The following is a 15,239-nucleotide window of genomic DNA, read 5'->3' on the forward strand; positions in this document are numbered from 1 at the left end:
ATTCGTGCAGTTGACTTTCATCTAAACAGCCAAGATTACTTTTCCGACTTCTAGGAGCTTTTCTACAAGAAGAAAAACTGTAGAAGAGCCAACTGTTGACGAGCTTCATACTCTCCTGCTATTATTTCACACAAAGTTTAGTTTAACATAAAAAAAAGGCGTTGTAAAGCCTTTTTATCTACTATTACTGATAATTCTAATCAAGGATTAATCAAAATAGCGAATCAATGTTTTTTCAGTTAAAATATCTGAATAAGTGTATGATTCAACATAAGAATTGTTGATTGCTCCTGGAACATCAGAATTTTCATTGTATTCAACGATAAATAACGAAGGGTAAACTTCCGTTAAACGACCAACTTTATTTTTTTCACGTTTACGACCATTTTCAAGTGTCAATTCAACAAGTTGACCTTCGTGGGCTTTAATATCTTCTTTGATTTTTTTCATTTTTGCTACATCTGCAAATGCATCACTCATCTTCTACTGTGCTCCTTAATAAAGTATTTTATATTTATCAACGCTCTTCAAACTGCGCTATGCTAGAAAATTTATTGTATTCTTTTTGGAAAATTAATTTCACTGTACCACGCGCTCCTGAACGGTTCTTTTCCAAGATAACTTCGATAGTATTGTCTTCAATAGCGTCATCATTTTCTTCACCCTCACGACGATAATAATCATCACGATACAAGAACGCAACGATATCCGCATCTTGCTCAATAGAACCTGATTCACGAATATCTGACAACACAGGACGTTTATCTTGACGTTGTTCAACACCGCGAGACAACTGACTAAGTGCGATAACAGGGACTTTCAGCTCTTTTGCCAAAATCTTCAATTGACGTGAAATATCAGAAACCTCTTGTTGTCGATTCTCTGGACGTGTTCCTGTAATCAACTGTAAATAGTCAATGACAATCAACCCAAGCCCCCCCTCAACTTCTTGAGACAGCTTACGTGCTCGTGCACGAATTTCAGTGATTTTAATCCCTGGTGTATCATCAATATAAATTGGCGCTTCTGCCAGAGCACCTTGGGCAATGGTAATGTTGTTCCATTCTTGGTCAGTCAATTGACCTGTTCGAAGGTGGTGAGAATCAACCATTCCCTCAGCAGCCAACATACGGTCAACCAAACTTTCAGCACCCATTTCCAGGGAGAAAATAGCGACTGGTTTATTTTGTTTAGTCCCAACGTTTTGCGCAATGTTCAAAACAAAAGCAGTTTTCCCGACGGCTGGACGAGCAGCAAGAATAATCAGTTGGTCAGGGTGTAAACCTGTTGTAATCTTATCCAAATCACGAAAGCCTGTTGGCAATCCAGTAACGTCGCTTGTCTGACGCGAACGAATTTCCAAATTTTCATAGTTGACCTTCAAAACATCTGAAATCTTACGAAAACCACTACGATTGCTACGTTCATTAATCTCAACAAGGGCTTTTTCTGCTCCTGCAATAACGTCTTCAGAATCCGTAGAACCTTCATATGCAAGGTTTACAGTCTCTGTCAACCTAGAGATGATATTACGCAACATCGCCTTTTCGGCGACAATTTTAGCATAATACTCTGCATTGGCACTTGTAGGAACGCTATTGACGAGTTCTACAATGTAAGACAAGCCACCAATGTTTTGCAAATCTCCTTGGTCATCAAGAATTGTTCTAACTGTTGTGGCATCAATAGCCTCATTACGATCGCTAAGCGTAATCATTGCCTTAAAAATAACTCTATGAGAATATTTATAGAAATCATCTGGGCTAATGTATTCACGGACAGTAATAAGCTTATCTGGCGAGATAAAAATCGAACCTAAGATAGACTGTTCTGCTAATAAATCTTGTGGCTGAACTCTCAATTCTGGCTCCTCTGCCAAATTCCTCACCTCCCCTAATAACCTCTAAACGTAGGACTATGCTTCCTTAATGCTTAATTTAATTTCAGCAATTACTTCCTTATGTAACTTAACAGGGACTTCGACAGAACCAATTGCACGAATTGGATGATTTAATTCGATAGAACGTTTGTTGATTTTTAAACCAAACTGTTTAGCCAATTCTTCAGCAATTTTCTTAGCTGTAATTGAACCAAATGTACGTCCATCAGGTCCAACTTTTTCGGTAAACTTAACAACTGTGACTTCTTTCTCAAGCTCTGCTTTAAGCGCTTGAGCTTCTGCTAAAATTTCAGCTTGTGCTTTTTCTTCTGATTTTTGTTTACCTTTTAATTCACCAATAGCTTGATTAGTCGCCTCTTTAGCTAAATTTTTCTTAATTAAAAAGTTTTGGGCATAACCTGTCGGGACTTCTTTGATCTCACCTTTTTTCCCTTTACCCTTAACATCTGCTAGAAAAATAACTTTCATCACTCTACCTCCATATTTTCTCTTAAATCATTTTCAATTATTTCAAATAATAAGTGTTCGGCTTGACTAACAGTTATATCTGATAATTGACAAGCTGCTAGGGTAAAATGCCCACCGCCACCAAGTTCTTCCATTATGCGTTGAACATTGATTTTACTGCGGCTACGTGCCGAAATAGCTACTTTATTAGGAGCAACTTGAACAATAACAAACGTTGCTTCAATGCCAGCTAAAGATAACATGGTATCTGCAGCTTTACTGGCAACTACTTTACTGTAAACAACATTATCACCACCACTAGCAATGATAATGTTGTCATAAAGTTTACGCCCTTTAAGAATAAGTTCATTAACCAATCGATATTCCTCAAAATCTGTTTGAGAAATGTTTTGAATTTCAATGCTATCACTTCCTTGAGATCTAAGATAACTTGCAACATCAAATGTTCGACTTGTAACGCTAGCCGAAAAATTCTTCGTGTCCAACATAATCCCTGCCATTAGAATACTAGCTTGAATTTTACTTAAGCGTTTGCCTGCGTTTTGGAATTGAATTAATTCGGTTACTAATTCACTAGCGCTACTTGCTCCACTTTCAATAAATGTTAATATGGCTTTTTCTGGGAAATTATTGTCACGACGATGATGATCAACAACAATGACATCTGTAAACATGTTGTAAAGTTCCTGCGATAACGTTAAATCAACCTTAGAATGATCAACCATTATCAACAGTGATTGGCTTGTCACTAGTTGTAAAGCTTTGTTGACTGAAATTAGATTCGTTTTTCCATCTTCTTGTAATCTTCTGACTGCTCTTGCAATATCATGACTCATTTCATCTGGATTGTAAACCGCATAAGCATCCTCAATGATATTACTTGCAAAGAACTGCATCCCAATCGCTGAACCAAGAGCATCCATATCGAGATTACGATGTCCGACAACAAATACTCTGTCCACATTTTTTATATGGTCTGAAATAGCAGTCATCATCGCACGGGTACGCGTACGGGTACGTTTAACGGTAGATACTGACCCACCACCAAAATACAATGGTTTCTTATGTTCATCATTTTCACAAATAACAACTTGGTCACCACCACGCACAAGTGCCGTATTCAAGTTTTGGAGAGCTACTTGCCCAATTTGCTGATGATTATCATCACCATAAGCAACCCCAATACTCAAAGTCAGCGGTAACTCACTTCCTTCTTTAGCCTGCTTGCGAAAAGCTTCTAGTACTGTAAACTTATCGTCAATTAGACTACTTAAAACAGCATAGTCTGTGAAAAAGTAAAAACGGTCCATATCCACACGACGATAAAAAATATTGTTAGACTTCGTGAAATTCGAGATGAAATTAGCAATAAAACTATTGATTTGAGAAACTTCCGCATCAGATAAATCATCTGTCACATCATCATAATTATCAATTGAGATAATCCCGATAACTGGTCGCAAAAGCGCAGCATCGCCTAATTGACGATTTCCCATTGATGTATCAAAGAAATAAAAAATCCCTGAAGATGAATCAATATAAGACGAGTATTTATTACCGTTTAACTCAAAAGTTTGGCTGGCATCTCCTTCACGCTTATTGCCAATAATTTTTTGGATGAGTTCATCCTCAAATTCTCCTTCTTCACTAGTGAAGATAAGTTCAGCATATGGATTAAACCACTCAACTTCATTTGTAGATTGCTCAAATTGAACAACACCAACAGGCATCTGTTCTAATAAACTTTTCAAACTAACTTCTGTTTGGTCGTTTAGTAATTCAATTTGTTCAAGTTCTGATAACTCATATGTTTCTTTTTGATAATAAAGCAATGCAACAAGCAAAGACAGCGCCAAAAAGATTGCAGCTAAAGTAGCTGACTCCGTCTGAAAAAGTCTGACACAAATAGCCAAAATCCCGAATAAAATCAAGCCTATCATGACTAAGTGAATAGTTGCAAATCGAAATCTTTTCATTGGTTAACCTCTTAGCTTATAATTATACCATAAAACAGCCCTATTTGATAGAGCTGTCATTGGTTTAAAGATTACAATTTGATGACTTAATCATTCGCTTTTCTATGATGTTTTTGCTTGCCTTCTAGGTAAACCATCAAAATAGAAATATCTGCTGGGTTAACACCTGAAATACGGCTTGCTTGACCGATTGTTTCTGGGTTAATTTTCTTGAATTTTTGACGTGCTTCTGTTGCGATAGAATCAATATCATCCCAGTCAATATTAGCAGGAATACGTTTTTCTTCCATACGTTTCATTTTGGCTACTTGATCAAGGGCTTTGTTGATATAACCTTCATATTTGATTTCAGTTTCCAAAAGTTCAACCACTTTGCTGTCAAGTTTTTCTTCAGCAGGACCAACAAAGCTTGTCGCAATGTCATAATTGATTTCAGGACGACGCATGAATTCTTTTGCTGTCAAAGCATCTGTCAATGGTTTGAAACCAAGTGCTTCAATACGTGCATTAGTTTCTTTAACTGGCTTGATTTTAAGAGTTGACAATCTTGTCAATTCATTGTCAAACTGACGTTTACGATTCAAGAAACGTTGATAACGTTCATCATCAACCAAACCGACACGGTGACCAATCTCAGTCAAACGCATATCAGCATTATCATGACGCAAAATCAAACGATATTCCGCACGACTTGTCAACAGACGATAAGGTTCCAACGTTCCTTTCGTTACCAAGTCATCAATCATAACACCGATGTAAGCATCACTACGTTTAAGAATCATTTCTGGCTTGCCTTGAACTTTCAAAGCAGCATTGATACCAGCAACAATTCCTTGACCAGCAGCTTCTTCGTAACCTGACGTACCATTGGTTTGACCAGCCGTAAAGAGACCTGAAATTTTCTTCGTTTCAAGCGTTGCACGCAATTGGTGTGGCAAAACGATATCATACTCAATTGCATATCCTGTACGCATCATTTCGGCATTTTCAAGCCCCTTAATAGAATGAATCAATTCTTTTTGAACATCTTCAGGAAGACTTGTTGACAACCCTTGAATGTAAACTTCTTCTGTTTCACGACCTTCTGGTTCTAGGAAAAGTTGATGACGTTCTTTATCCGCAAAGCGCACAACTTTATCTTCGATAGATGGACAATAACGAGGTCCTACCCCTTTGACAATCCCTGAAAACATTGGTGCACGGTAAAGATTTTTATTGATAATATCATGGCTTGTTTGGTTCGTATAAGTCAACCAGCAAGGAATTTGGTCTTTGAGGTAATCTTCATCATTGGACATGAATGAAAAATGATTTGGTTTTTCATCACCTGGTTGAATCTCTGTTTCATCGTAATTGATAGAACTTGCTTTGATACGTGGTGGTGTTCCTGTTTTGAAACGACCAATTTCAAGACCTAATTCTTTCAAATTATCTGCAAGTCCGATAGAAGCCAAGCTGTTATTTGGACCAGAAGAATATTTAAGCTCACCTAGGATAATTTCGCCACGAAGGGCTGTTCCTGTTGTGATAACAACGGCTTTAGCTGAAAATTTCTGATTAGTAGCTGTGCGAACACCGACAACTTTACCATCTTCGACTAAAACTTCTTCAATCATTGACTGACGCAATGTCAAATTTTCTTGTTGCTCAACCGTATGCTTCATTGTACGAGAGTAAAGAGCCTTATCTGCTTGTGCACGAAGAGCACGGACCGCAGGACCTTTACCAGTATTGAGCATTTTCATTTGAATGTAAGTCTTGTCAATGTTTTTACCCATTTCACCACCGAGAGCGTCAATTTCGCGAACAACAATCCCTTTGGCAGAACCCCCAATTGCAGGGTTACATGGCATAAAGGACAACATTTCCAAATTAATTGTTGCCAGCATCGTTTTACAACCCATACGAGCCGCAGCCAAACTAGCTTCAACACCAGCATGCCCAGCACCAACAACAATTACATCATAATTTTCAGCAAATTCGTGTGTCATTTTATTTCTCCTTATTCTTATTTACAAAATGTTTGACTTGACCATCCCAGTTTTTTAGGGTAATTTTTAAAAAGCTTGGATTTAGGTTAATCTTACTGAGTTCTTCAAACGAAATCCACTCACACATACGCTTCTGACCTCCCTCATATATCTCTTTATTAAGGTCAGAAAGTGGGTTCACTAAGTAAAGAAATTCAATTTGATGATGTTTTGTGAGATCCAAAGAAAACTGATTTTCAACAACAAAAGCCAACTGTTTAACTTCAATATCGATATTAAGTTCTTCTTTCATTTCGCGTATTATGGCATCTTCAGTTAATTCATTTACTAAGATTGCTCCGCCTAACAAATAATATTCATTTTTAGGAGATTTTGCTAAATATATTTTTTCATCTTTAATAATTAAGGCTGATGCTCTAACACCAAAGCTCTGCTCACCAATTCTAGTTCTAAAATCCATTTAAAACTCCTTAACTGCACAAAAAACAGCCAAAACCCTCGAAAATTGTGCGGCAAAGACGCACAATTCTCATGAGCTTTGACCATCATGATTATTGTTACGATTATTGTATCAAATTAAGTTAAAATGTCAATTTAATTGCCGATAATTTTTCGAGCAATAGTTGATTATATAGATAAGCCAAGCCCGTCAACTTATCTTTACAACTTTGTCAACTAGATATATTGACAAGCGACTCCATTTTTATAAGCCATATCAATGATTCCGCCACCTAGGCATTCTTTACCATCATAGAAAACAACGGCTTGACCTGGTGTAATGGCACGTTGTGGTTCAGCAAAGACAACTTCTGCTTTGTCACCCTTGACATGTATTGTAACTTTAGAGTCTGGTTGACGGTAACGGAATTTTGCTGTAACTTCCATTGTAAATTCTTCAGGCATATCACGTGTAAAGTGAATACTTGAGGCGTCAAGGCTAGTTGACATTAGTGACTCATGATAGAAACCTTGACCAACGTAAAGAATATTTTTTGACAAATCTTTTCCGACAACAAACCAAGGCTGATTGTCACCACCTTGTTGTCCACCGATACCAAGACCGCCACGTTGACCGATTGTATAATACATCAATCCAGCATGTTCACCCATATCACGACCATCAACAGTCATCATACGACCTTTTTGTGCTGGTAAATATTGACTAAGGAATTCTTTAAAATTCTTTTCACCGATGAAGCAAATTCCTGTTGAATCTTTTTTCTTAGCTGTCGCAAGACCTGCACGTTCTGCAATTTTACGCACTTCTGGTTTTTCTAAATGCCCAAGTGGAAACATTACTTTTTGCAATTGTTCTTGTGATAATTGACTCAAGAAGTAAGTTTGGTCTTTATTATTATCTGCTCCACGTAACATATGAACAGTACCGTCTGCGTCACGAGAAACTTGCGCATAATGTCCAGTTGCTACATAATCAGCTCCAAGCGTCATGGCATAATCAAGGAAAGCTTTAAACTTGATTTCCTTGTTACACATAACATCTGGATTTGGTGTGCGTCCTGCACGATATTCCGCTAGGAAATATTCGAAAACGCGGTCCCAATACTCTTTTTCAAAATTGACAGAGTAATAAGGAATACCGATTTGGTCAGCAACAGCTGCCACATCTTTATAATCTTCGGTTGCTGTACAAACACCGAATTCGTCTGTGTCGTCCCAGTTTTTCATAAAGACACCGATAACGTCATAACCTTGCTCTTTCAAAAGGAGAGCCGTTACAGACGAATCAACGCCGCCACTCATACCGACAACAACACGTGTTTTTGAATTATCTGACATGATAATCCTCCCATCAAGATATTTTTTTCGAACATAGGCTTGAAGGGCCTAGTTTTTCAAAAATCGATTTGAAGGTCGATTTTGAATGCATGAAACCACGCGAAAACTATTATAACACGAAATTTTATTTATGTAAGTCTTTTACACTTAATTCTAATGCTTTTTCTCATTTACCCTTTTGCCTTCCTCTGTTATAATAAGTAAGCATAGATTCTTAAAGGAGTAGATATGAAAAATCTAAAATTCCAATCCGTATTCGACATCATCGGTCCCGTGATGATTGGTCCGTCTAGTAGCCATACGGCTGGGGCTGTTCGTATTGGAAAAATTGTTAACTCTATTTTCGGAGAAATTCCCGATTCCGTAACCTTTCATTTGTACAATTCATTTGCTAAGACTTACCGTGGCCATGGAACTGACAAAGCCCTCGTTGCAGGTATCCTTGGTATGGATACTGACAATCCTGACATCAAAAATTCATTAGAAATCGCTCACCAGAAAGGGGTTCGCATTTATTGGGATATTCTTAAAGATAGTAACGCTCCACATCCAAATACCGCTAAAATTACCGTTGAAAAAGGTGACAAAAGCATGAGTATTACTGGCGTATCAATCGGCGGAGGAAATATTGAGGTAACTGAACTAAATGGTTTCTCTGTATCGCTGAAAATGAATACACCAACTTTAATTATTGTTCACCAAGACATTCCTGGAATGATTGCTAAAGTAACAGATATTCTGTCTGAACATAATATCAATATCGCCCAAATGAATGTGACTCGGGAACGTGCTGGTGAAAAAGCAATCATGATTATCGAAGTTGACTCTCGTGATTGTCACAAAGCTGTTGAACAGATTCAACAAATTCCACATTTGCACAATGTTAATTTCTTTGATTAGAAAGGAAAAGAATGTTTTATTCTATTAAAGAATTGGTTGAGCAAGCCGATAAAGATTTTAACGGTAATATTGCTGAACTGATGATTGCCACCGAAATGGAATTAAGTGGACGTAGCCGTGACGAAATCATTCACATCATGACGAAAAACCTTCAAGTCATGAAAAATTCTGTTACTGACGGACTAACACCTAGTAAATCAATTAGTGGTCTAACTGGTGGAGACGCCGTCAAAATGGACACCTACCTTAAATCGGGTAAGACTTTGTCAGATACCACTATCTTGACCGCTGTCCGCAATGCCATTGCTGTCAATGAACTGAATGCCAAAATGGGACTTGTTTGTGCTACACCAACAGCTGGCTCTGCTGGTTGTTTACCTGCCGTTCTGACAACTGCTATTGACAAATTAAAACTTTCTGAAGAAGAACAGTTGAACTTTTTATTCACTGCTGGTGCTTTTGGACTCGTTATTGGAAATAATGCTTCAATCTCTGGCGCTGAAGGTGGCTGTCAAGCTGAAGTTGGCTCTGCTTCTGCAATGAGTGCCGCAGCTTTGGTTAAGGCTGCTGGTGGCTCTGCTTTCCAAGCCAGCCAAGCAGTTGCTTTTGTTATCAAAAATATGCTTGGGCTTATCTGTGACCCTGTTGCAGGGCTTGTTGAAGTCCCATGTGTTAAACGTAATGCTCTTGGTTCAAGTTTTGCACTTGTGGCTGCTGACATGGCACTTGCTGGCATTGAATCTCAAATTCCAGTTGACGAAGTTGTTGATGCTATGTATCAAGTTGGAGCAAGTCTGCCAACTGCCTTTCGTGAAACTGCCGAAGGTGGCTTAGCTGCCACACCAACAGGACGACGATTACAAACTCAAATTTTTGGAGAATAGTTTGCTAAGCATTTAGTATTTTAATACTATAGTAGCAAAACATTCGATATTGACAAAATCGTCAATGAAACTTGACACTATTTTACAGGAGAGTAAATATGAAATCTATCTTGTTTGACCTCGACGGAACCTTGGTAAATTCCAGTCCAGGAATCAAAGCAGCATTTAATTACGCTTTTGAAAGATTACAGTTACCTTTACAGACTGACAAGCAATTGTCAACATTCATCGGTCCACCCTTAGAAGTTACCTTTGCTAATTATTTCACTGAGAAAGCTGATATTGACCATGCAATAAAAACTTTTAGAGAATACTACAACGCTAAAGGTGTTCATCAAGTTTCGCTTTATGCTGGTATTTCCGACCTACTAAAAGAATTAAATAAGTCAGGCTACTCTCTCTATGTCACAACAAGTAAACATGAACCAATGGCAAGACTAATGTTAACCGAGCTTGGTGTCATTTCAAACTTTAAGCAAGTTTATGGTTCAACTCCTGAACATTTTCACAAAGCAGATGTGATTAACGCTTGTCTTACAGAACAAGGAATCAAAGCAGCCGAAGCTGTCATCATCGGTGATACAAAATTTGATATGATTGGTGGTCAGAAAACAGGTATTAGAAGGCTTGGTATTACTTGGGGCTTTGGTTCTGCTGAAAGTTTACAAGAATATGGTGCTGAAATAATCTGTCATCATCCACAGGACATTAAAAAAGCACTATCATCACTATAAGATGATTAGTGCTTTCCTTTTTATTTAGCTTAATAACCCCAAGCAGATAACCCTTGAGCATTATAGGCGTTTATAGCAGCCGTAATCTGATCTTGAACAGTTGCTGTTGATCCCCAACCAGGCATTGTTTGGAATAACCCTGATGCCCCAGAAGCATTTGTCACATTTGGATCACCGTTAGATTCGCGTGCAATAATTGCTTCCCAAGTTGATTGAGGAACACCTGTTGCCGCTGCCATTTGCGCTGCAGCTGCTGTACCGACAGTACCAGCAGTGTTTCCATTTGATGTTGTTGTATCAGCTACTTCTGAATCTGTCATATAAACAGCTGACTCTGTAACAGTTGTCTCTTCACCAACCGGCTCTTCTGATTCTGTATAAACTTCTTCGATAGCAGGTTCTTCAGACACTTCACTGACTTCTACCGAACTAGATTCAGATGATATCGTGCTTATTGATGTTTCGTTTAAAGTCGATGAAAAACTTGTAGATGTTGCTTTTACAACTTCTGCCTCAGCACGTGTTGTAAACGTATCTGAGAATAATTCTATTTTAGGAATAAGTAAAATAATCATAGCCAAGCTCAAAGTTGCTCCGAGCACACTAACGATAATATTTCTTATTTTTCTTTGTTTTGCTTTAGCAATCCTACTATACATAAATATAAACTATATACCTCTCTAAAACTCCTTTTTCTATCATATAATTTAATTGTTACTCGGAGATTGAAAATATGTTAAAAATGTTACAAAAACATTGAAACTTACCCTAATTTTCCTAAAAAATACTGTTTTAAAGCCATTTTGAGCAAACAAAAAAGATTTGAGAGAAACTCTCAAATCTTTTTAACTAATTATCTAAAATCTTAATACCAACCATTTGCATTCCAGAAGGCAAGGGCAGCTGACCATGAACCATAACGGCTTGCAACGTATGCATCTGCAACACGTTCTTGGTTTTCAGCTGATAAGTCACCATTCAAGTAAGAAATCGTTAATTGGTAACGTCCGTAGTATTGACCATTTTGAGCTGTGTAGCTACCACTTGATTCGCGTTGTGCGATTGTTTCTTTAGCAGCTGCATCTGATGAGCTCAAGTTTGATGAATAACTTGTAGTAGTTGTATCTGTACTTTCAGCGGCAGATGTTGCTGATGATGAATCATCAGTAGTAGCTGCTGAAGTTGTAGTTTCTGTTGTTGAAGCTGTTGAATCCAATTCTAAGATTTGACCAACAGTAATGAAGTCAACGTTAGAGATACCGTTTAAGGATGATAATTGTTCAACTGTCGTATTGTAAGTTGAGGCAATTTCAGAAAGAGTATCACCTGATTTAACTGTGTAAGAATCTGCATTAGCAACTGCTGGGGCAATCAGTGCTGCTGCAAAAGCTGCGCTAGCAACTCCTAACTTAATAGCTTTCGATTTACTTTTTAAAGTATTTTTTTGCATTATATGCTCCTTTTTACAAATTAGTATAGGATATATAATACAGGGTTAATGTTACCTGAACTTTAGTCTTTTATTAAAATTATTACAATTAGATTGTGTTAACATAAAGAAAGCGCATACAAATAGTGGGTTTTAGCTTTTCTTAAGCCAAAATAGCAAAATTCCTAAAATAACTAACACTATTAAAACCAAAGTATCTTTTAGGTGCCATTGCAAAACTCGGTACTTAGTTCGTCCATCTCCACCTTGGTAGCCACGTGCTTCCATAGCAAGAGCAAGAGCATCTGCTCGTTTAAAACTCGATGCAAAAAGTGGAATAAGAATTGGAATGATTGATTTTACCTTTTGAATCAGATTTCCTTCTCCAAAATCCACACCACGCGCTCGCTGTGCCTTCATAATACGTGTCGTGTCATCCATCAACGTAGGAACAAATCGCAGGCTTAGTGAGAGCATTAAACCAATTTCATGTGCAGGCACCTTAAAACGAACAAATGGCTTTAGAAGCGATTCTACAGCGTCTGCAAGGCTTAACGGTGTTGTTGTCAAAGTCAGCAACGTTGAAAAGAAGATGATTAATACAAAACGCATAAAAATCAAAACTGCTTGGCTAAAACCGTAGCTTGTTATTTTAAGAAAAGCAAATTGAAAATAGGTTTGACCACCTTGTGTAAAAAACATTTGAAACAAAGTCGTGAATAAAATAATACCAATCATTGGCCGAACACCTTTTAAGAAAAAGCTCAACTTAATCTTTGATAGCAAAACAACTATCAAGGTAAATGCAACCATAATAATGTTTGTCACCACATTATTAGCCCAGAAAACAATAACAATGTACAAAATCATTGCTAAAAGTTTGCTACGTGGATCTAGGTGATGAATCAAAGATTTTCCTGGAACATAACGTCCGAGTATTAATTTATCCATGTTTCACCACCTCTGCAAATTCTTCTATAGTAATTGGTAAACTTTCTAGCTGTAAACCACGTTTGACAAGCTGCTGAGCAAATTTGGTGATTTTAGGCACACCAAGCTGTTTGCTTTCAAGAAAATCAACATCCTGAAAAACCTCTTTAGGATAACCAGAACGAACTAATTTTCCACTTTCAAGGACATTGACATAATCTGCATAGTTAGCAACATCATCCATCAAGTGAGTTACTAAAACGATCGTCATACCATTTTGATTCAATTCCTTAAATAAACTCATAAGCTCACGACGTCCTTTAGGGTCTAAGCCTGCTGTTGGCTCATCTAAGACTAGCACCTCTGGTTCCATGGCTAAAATACCAGCAATCGCAACACGGCGCATTTGACCACCTGATAATTCAAATGGATTTTTTTCAAAAAATTCCTCACTAATGCCAACCATAGCTAGTTTTTCACGCGCTAATTGTTCAGCTTCTTCTATGGAAACACCAAAATTTTGTGGACCAAAAGCGACATCTTTAAGAACAGTCTCCTCAAAAAGTTGGCTTTCAGGAAATTGAAAAACAAGTCCTACTTTTTTACGCACAGGTTTGATGTCTTTATTTTTAGAGTCAGCTGTAATTTTTATATCATCTACGATAACGGCGCCCTCCGTAGGCACATTAAGCCCGTTTAACAGCTGCATAATCGTTGACTTACCTGATCCAGTATGTCCGATAAAAGCAGTATAAGACCCCTCTTTAATACTAAGATTAATGTCAAAAAGGGCACGCCCTTCAAAAGGTGTCCCCGCTTGATAAGTATAGTTTACGCTTTCAAGAGTAATTCCCATAACTGATCTTCTAATTCCTTTTCCGTAAGATAATTCGCTGTAAATTCAAACCCTTTATTTTTTAAAGTAGAGATAAGATTGGCTGAAAAAGGAATATCTAGTCCTAACGTCAATAATTCTTCTCCTCTAGCAAAGAGTTCTCGCGGTGTTGAGCTGGACTCAACTTTTCCTCTTTTCATAACTAACACACGGTCACTCAACGCAACTTCATCTAGGTCATGAGTGATAGAAATAACCGTCATATTATACTGATCACGAATCTCTTTTATCGTCTGAATTAATTCTAAACGTCCCTCTGGATCCAGCATACTTGTTGCCTCATCCAAAATAATAATATTGGGACGCATAGCAATTGCTCCAGCAATCGCAACACGTTGTTTTTGTCCACCAGAAAGACGTGACGGCTCACGGTCAGCAAAGTCAGACATTCCAACCAATTGAAGTGCCTCTTTAACACGTGACTGCATTTCCTCAAGAGGAATTCCTTTATTTTCAAGTCCAAAGGCGACATCATCTTCAACAGTTGCTCCAACGAATTGATTATCCGGATTCTGAAAAACCATTCCAATCTTCTGACGAATGTTCCATACATTGTCTTCCGTTAAAAGTTCGTTTTCAACAAAAATATCACCTGATTCAGCGGCTAATAGCCCATCAATCAAACGAACTGTTGTTGATTTTCCTGAACCATTGTGCCCAATAATAGACAACCATTCACTTTGTTTCACGTGAAACGATAAGTCATCCAAGGTGTAATTATCCTGATTGTCATCATATTTGAATTTTAAATGTTTAACGTCAATGCTATTCAATGTCATTTAAATGTATCCTTAAAAAGGAATCCTGCCCCCTTAAAGTAATCATATCCTGAATAAGCAGTAAAAATCAATGCTACATAAAGCAAGAGTGTACCAATGATTGAAAGGTGGCATAGTAAGAAAATAATTGAAAACATTTGTGTAAATGTTTTGATTTTTCCAGGCATAGCAGCTGCTAAGACTGTTCCACCATTTTCAACAAGTAAAAGACGAAGTCCTGTAACAGCTAATTCACGACAAATAATGATAGCAGCAATCCAAGCAGGAACCATTTTTAATTCAACAAGCATAATAAATGCTGTCATTACCAACATTTTATCAGCTAATGGGTCAGCGAATTTACCAAAGTTAGTAACAACTTTCCACTTTCTTGCAAGATAACCATCTAAATAGTCTGTAATGCTTGCCAATGCAAAAACAATTGCAGCAACAACATGTCCTGTCGAACTCTTCCAGAAACAAAGGATGAGAATGAAGAGCGGAATCATCACAATACGTCCTAATGTTAATAAATTAGGAATGTTTTCTTTTTTTGTAAAATCGATTTTCATTTTTC

The 15,239-nt window shown here is 37.5% G+C and carries 16 protein-coding genes; 3 read left to right on the forward strand and 13 right to left on the reverse strand.

The window, feature by feature from the left end; translation table 11 throughout:
• Positions 1-207 precede the first annotated feature (207 nt).
• The 7 genes from CCC20_RS05440 to mnmA form a co-directional block, all read right to left on the reverse strand.
• The gene (locus tag CCC20_RS05440) at positions 208-480 is read right to left on the reverse strand and encodes a Veg family protein (protein ID WP_003066965.1); all 273 of its coding nucleotides are present in this window, start codon (positions 478-480) and stop codon (positions 208-210) included.
• Between the two features lie 37 nt (positions 481-517).
• A complete protein-coding gene (dnaB, locus tag CCC20_RS05445) occupies positions 518-1,879 on the reverse strand; it encodes a replicative DNA helicase (RefSeq protein WP_013852353.1) in 1,362 nt (453 codons plus the stop codon).
• Between the two features lie 36 nt (positions 1,880-1,915).
• Positions 1,916-2,368: a 50S ribosomal protein L9 gene (rplI, locus tag CCC20_RS05450; protein WP_003066969.1), complete on the reverse strand. Its 453-nt coding sequence runs from the start codon at positions 2,366-2,368 to the stop codon at positions 1,916-1,918.
• Positions 2,368-4,344 (reverse strand): DHH family phosphoesterase, encoded by a 1,977-nt coding sequence (locus tag CCC20_RS05455; RefSeq protein WP_117575218.1) that lies wholly within the window; start codon positions 4,342-4,344, stop codon positions 2,368-2,370. The genes rplI and CCC20_RS05455 overlap by 1 nt, the downstream gene beginning before the upstream one ends.
• 86 nt (positions 4,345-4,430) lie before the next feature.
• Positions 4,431-6,335, reverse strand: coding sequence for a tRNA uridine-5-carboxymethylaminomethyl(34) synthesis enzyme MnmG (gene mnmG / locus CCC20_RS05460; RefSeq protein WP_013852354.1), 1,905 nt, complete (start codon positions 6,333-6,335; stop codon positions 4,431-4,433).
• Position 6,336: 1 nt separating this feature from the next.
• The gene (locus CCC20_RS05465) at positions 6,337-6,795 is read right to left on the reverse strand and encodes an NUDIX hydrolase (RefSeq protein WP_003066976.1); all 459 of its coding nucleotides are present in this window, start codon (positions 6,793-6,795) and stop codon (positions 6,337-6,339) included.
• 215 nt (positions 6,796-7,010) lie between these two features.
• Positions 7,011-8,132: a tRNA 2-thiouridine(34) synthase MnmA gene (mnmA, locus tag CCC20_RS05470; RefSeq protein WP_013852355.1), complete on the reverse strand. Its 1,122-nt coding sequence runs from the start codon at positions 8,130-8,132 to the stop codon at positions 7,011-7,013.
• A 228-nt stretch (positions 8,133-8,360) separates the two neighbouring features.
• On the opposite strand from mnmA, the gene sdaAB reads away from it, so the two are divergent.
• The 3 genes from sdaAB (at position 8,361) to CCC20_RS05485 (ending at position 10,650) form a co-directional block, all read left to right on the forward strand.
• The gene (sdaAB, locus tag CCC20_RS05475) at positions 8,361-9,032 is read left to right on the forward strand and encodes an L-serine ammonia-lyase, iron-sulfur-dependent subunit beta (protein WP_003066981.1); all 672 of its coding nucleotides are present in this window, start codon (positions 8,361-8,363) and stop codon (positions 9,030-9,032) included.
• Between the two features lie 11 nt (positions 9,033-9,043).
• The gene (sdaAA, locus tag CCC20_RS05480) at positions 9,044-9,916 is read left to right on the forward strand and encodes an L-serine ammonia-lyase, iron-sulfur-dependent, subunit alpha (protein ID WP_003066983.1); all 873 of its coding nucleotides are present in this window, start codon (positions 9,044-9,046) and stop codon (positions 9,914-9,916) included.
• A 98-nt stretch (positions 9,917-10,014) separates the two neighbouring features.
• Entirely contained in the window at positions 10,015-10,650 is a 636-nt protein-coding gene (locus CCC20_RS05485; RefSeq protein WP_003066986.1) for an HAD hydrolase-like protein, read from the forward strand.
• A gap of 29 nt (positions 10,651-10,679) precedes the next feature.
• Here CCC20_RS05485 and CCC20_RS05490 read toward each other — a convergent pair whose 3' ends face one another.
• The 6 genes from CCC20_RS05490 to pgsA all read right to left on the reverse strand — a co-directional run bounded on the left by CCC20_RS05490 (position 10,680) and on the right by pgsA (position 15,234).
• The gene (locus tag CCC20_RS05490) at positions 10,680-11,309 is read right to left on the reverse strand and encodes a transglycosylase SLT domain-containing protein (RefSeq protein WP_003066988.1); all 630 of its coding nucleotides are present in this window, start codon (positions 11,307-11,309) and stop codon (positions 10,680-10,682) included.
• A 206-nt stretch (positions 11,310-11,515) separates the two neighbouring features.
• Positions 11,516-12,100, reverse strand: a complete 585-nt coding sequence (gene apf / locus CCC20_RS05495; RefSeq protein ID WP_003066990.1) for an aggregation-promoting factor — start codon at positions 12,098-12,100, stop codon at positions 11,516-11,518.
• Between the two features lie 132 nt (positions 12,101-12,232).
• Positions 12,233-13,030 carry an energy-coupling factor transporter transmembrane component T family protein gene (locus CCC20_RS05500; RefSeq protein ID WP_003066993.1) on the reverse strand — a complete coding sequence of 266 codons (798 nt, stop codon included), beginning with the start codon at positions 13,028-13,030 and terminating at the stop codon, positions 12,233-12,235.
• The gene (locus CCC20_RS05505) at positions 13,023-13,865 is read right to left on the reverse strand and encodes an energy-coupling factor ABC transporter ATP-binding protein (RefSeq protein WP_003066995.1); all 843 of its coding nucleotides are present in this window, start codon (positions 13,863-13,865) and stop codon (positions 13,023-13,025) included. The genes CCC20_RS05500 and CCC20_RS05505 overlap by 8 nt, the downstream gene beginning before the upstream one ends.
• On the reverse strand, positions 13,841-14,683 hold the full coding sequence (locus CCC20_RS05510; RefSeq protein WP_003066997.1) for an energy-coupling factor ABC transporter ATP-binding protein: 843 nt from the start codon (positions 14,681-14,683) through the stop codon (positions 13,841-13,843). Before CCC20_RS05510 ends, CCC20_RS05505 begins: the two co-directional genes overlap by 25 nt.
• Positions 14,680-15,234, reverse strand: coding sequence for a CDP-diacylglycerol--glycerol-3-phosphate 3-phosphatidyltransferase (pgsA, locus tag CCC20_RS05515; protein ID WP_003066999.1), 555 nt, complete (start codon positions 15,232-15,234; stop codon positions 14,680-14,682). Before pgsA ends, CCC20_RS05510 begins: the two co-directional genes overlap by 4 nt.
• Positions 15,235-15,239: the final 5 nt, after the last annotated feature.

This window comes from Streptococcus sp. LMAG:39 (assembly GCF_008680485.1).
Lineage (GTDB): Bacteria > Bacillota > Bacilli > Lactobacillales > Streptococcaceae > Streptococcus > Streptococcus pasteurianus.

What these genes read in the sequence shown, in the direction of transcription:
- CCC20_RS05440 (WP_003066965.1), bottom strand. Translation starts at nt 480, where the DNA reads ATGAGTGATGCATTTGCAGATGTAGCAAAAATGAAAAAAATCAAAGAA.
- rplI (WP_003066969.1), bottom strand. Translation starts at nt 2,368, where the DNA reads ATGAAAGTTATTTTTCTAGCAGATGTTAAGGGTAAAGGGAAAAAAGGT.
- CCC20_RS05455 (WP_117575218.1), bottom strand. Translation starts at nt 4,344, where the DNA reads ATGAAAAGATTTCGATTTGCAACTATTCACTTAGTCATGATAGGCTTG.
- mnmG (WP_013852354.1), bottom strand. Translation starts at nt 6,335, where the DNA reads ATGACACACGAATTTGCTGAAAATTATGATGTAATTGTTGTTGGTGCT.
- CCC20_RS05465 (WP_003066976.1), bottom strand. Translation starts at nt 6,795, where the DNA reads ATGGATTTTAGAACTAGAATTGGTGAGCAGAGCTTTGGTGTTAGAGCA.
- mnmA (WP_013852355.1), bottom strand. Translation starts at nt 8,132, where the DNA reads ATGTCAGATAATTCAAAAACACGTGTTGTTGTCGGTATGAGTGGCGGC.
- sdaAB (WP_003066981.1), top strand. Translation starts at nt 8,361, where the DNA reads ATGAAAAATCTAAAATTCCAATCCGTATTCGACATCATCGGTCCCGTG.
- sdaAA (WP_003066983.1), top strand. Translation starts at nt 9,044, where the DNA reads ATGTTTTATTCTATTAAAGAATTGGTTGAGCAAGCCGATAAAGATTTT.
- CCC20_RS05485 (WP_003066986.1), top strand. Translation starts at nt 10,015, where the DNA reads ATGAAATCTATCTTGTTTGACCTCGACGGAACCTTGGTAAATTCCAGT.
- CCC20_RS05490 (WP_003066988.1), bottom strand. Translation starts at nt 11,309, where the DNA reads ATGTATAGTAGGATTGCTAAAGCAAAACAAAGAAAAATAAGAAATATT.
- apf (WP_003066990.1), bottom strand. Translation starts at nt 12,100, where the DNA reads ATGCAAAAAAATACTTTAAAAAGTAAATCGAAAGCTATTAAGTTAGGA.
- CCC20_RS05500 (WP_003066993.1), bottom strand. Translation starts at nt 13,030, where the DNA reads ATGGATAAATTAATACTCGGACGTTATGTTCCAGGAAAATCTTTGATT.
- CCC20_RS05505 (WP_003066995.1), bottom strand. Translation starts at nt 13,865, where the DNA reads ATGGGAATTACTCTTGAAAGCGTAAACTATACTTATCAAGCGGGGACA.
- CCC20_RS05510 (WP_003066997.1), bottom strand. Translation starts at nt 14,683, where the DNA reads ATGACATTGAATAGCATTGACGTTAAACATTTAAAATTCAAATATGAT.
- pgsA (WP_003066999.1), bottom strand. Translation starts at nt 15,234, where the DNA reads ATGAAAATCGATTTTACAAAAAAAGAAAACATTCCTAATTTATTAACA.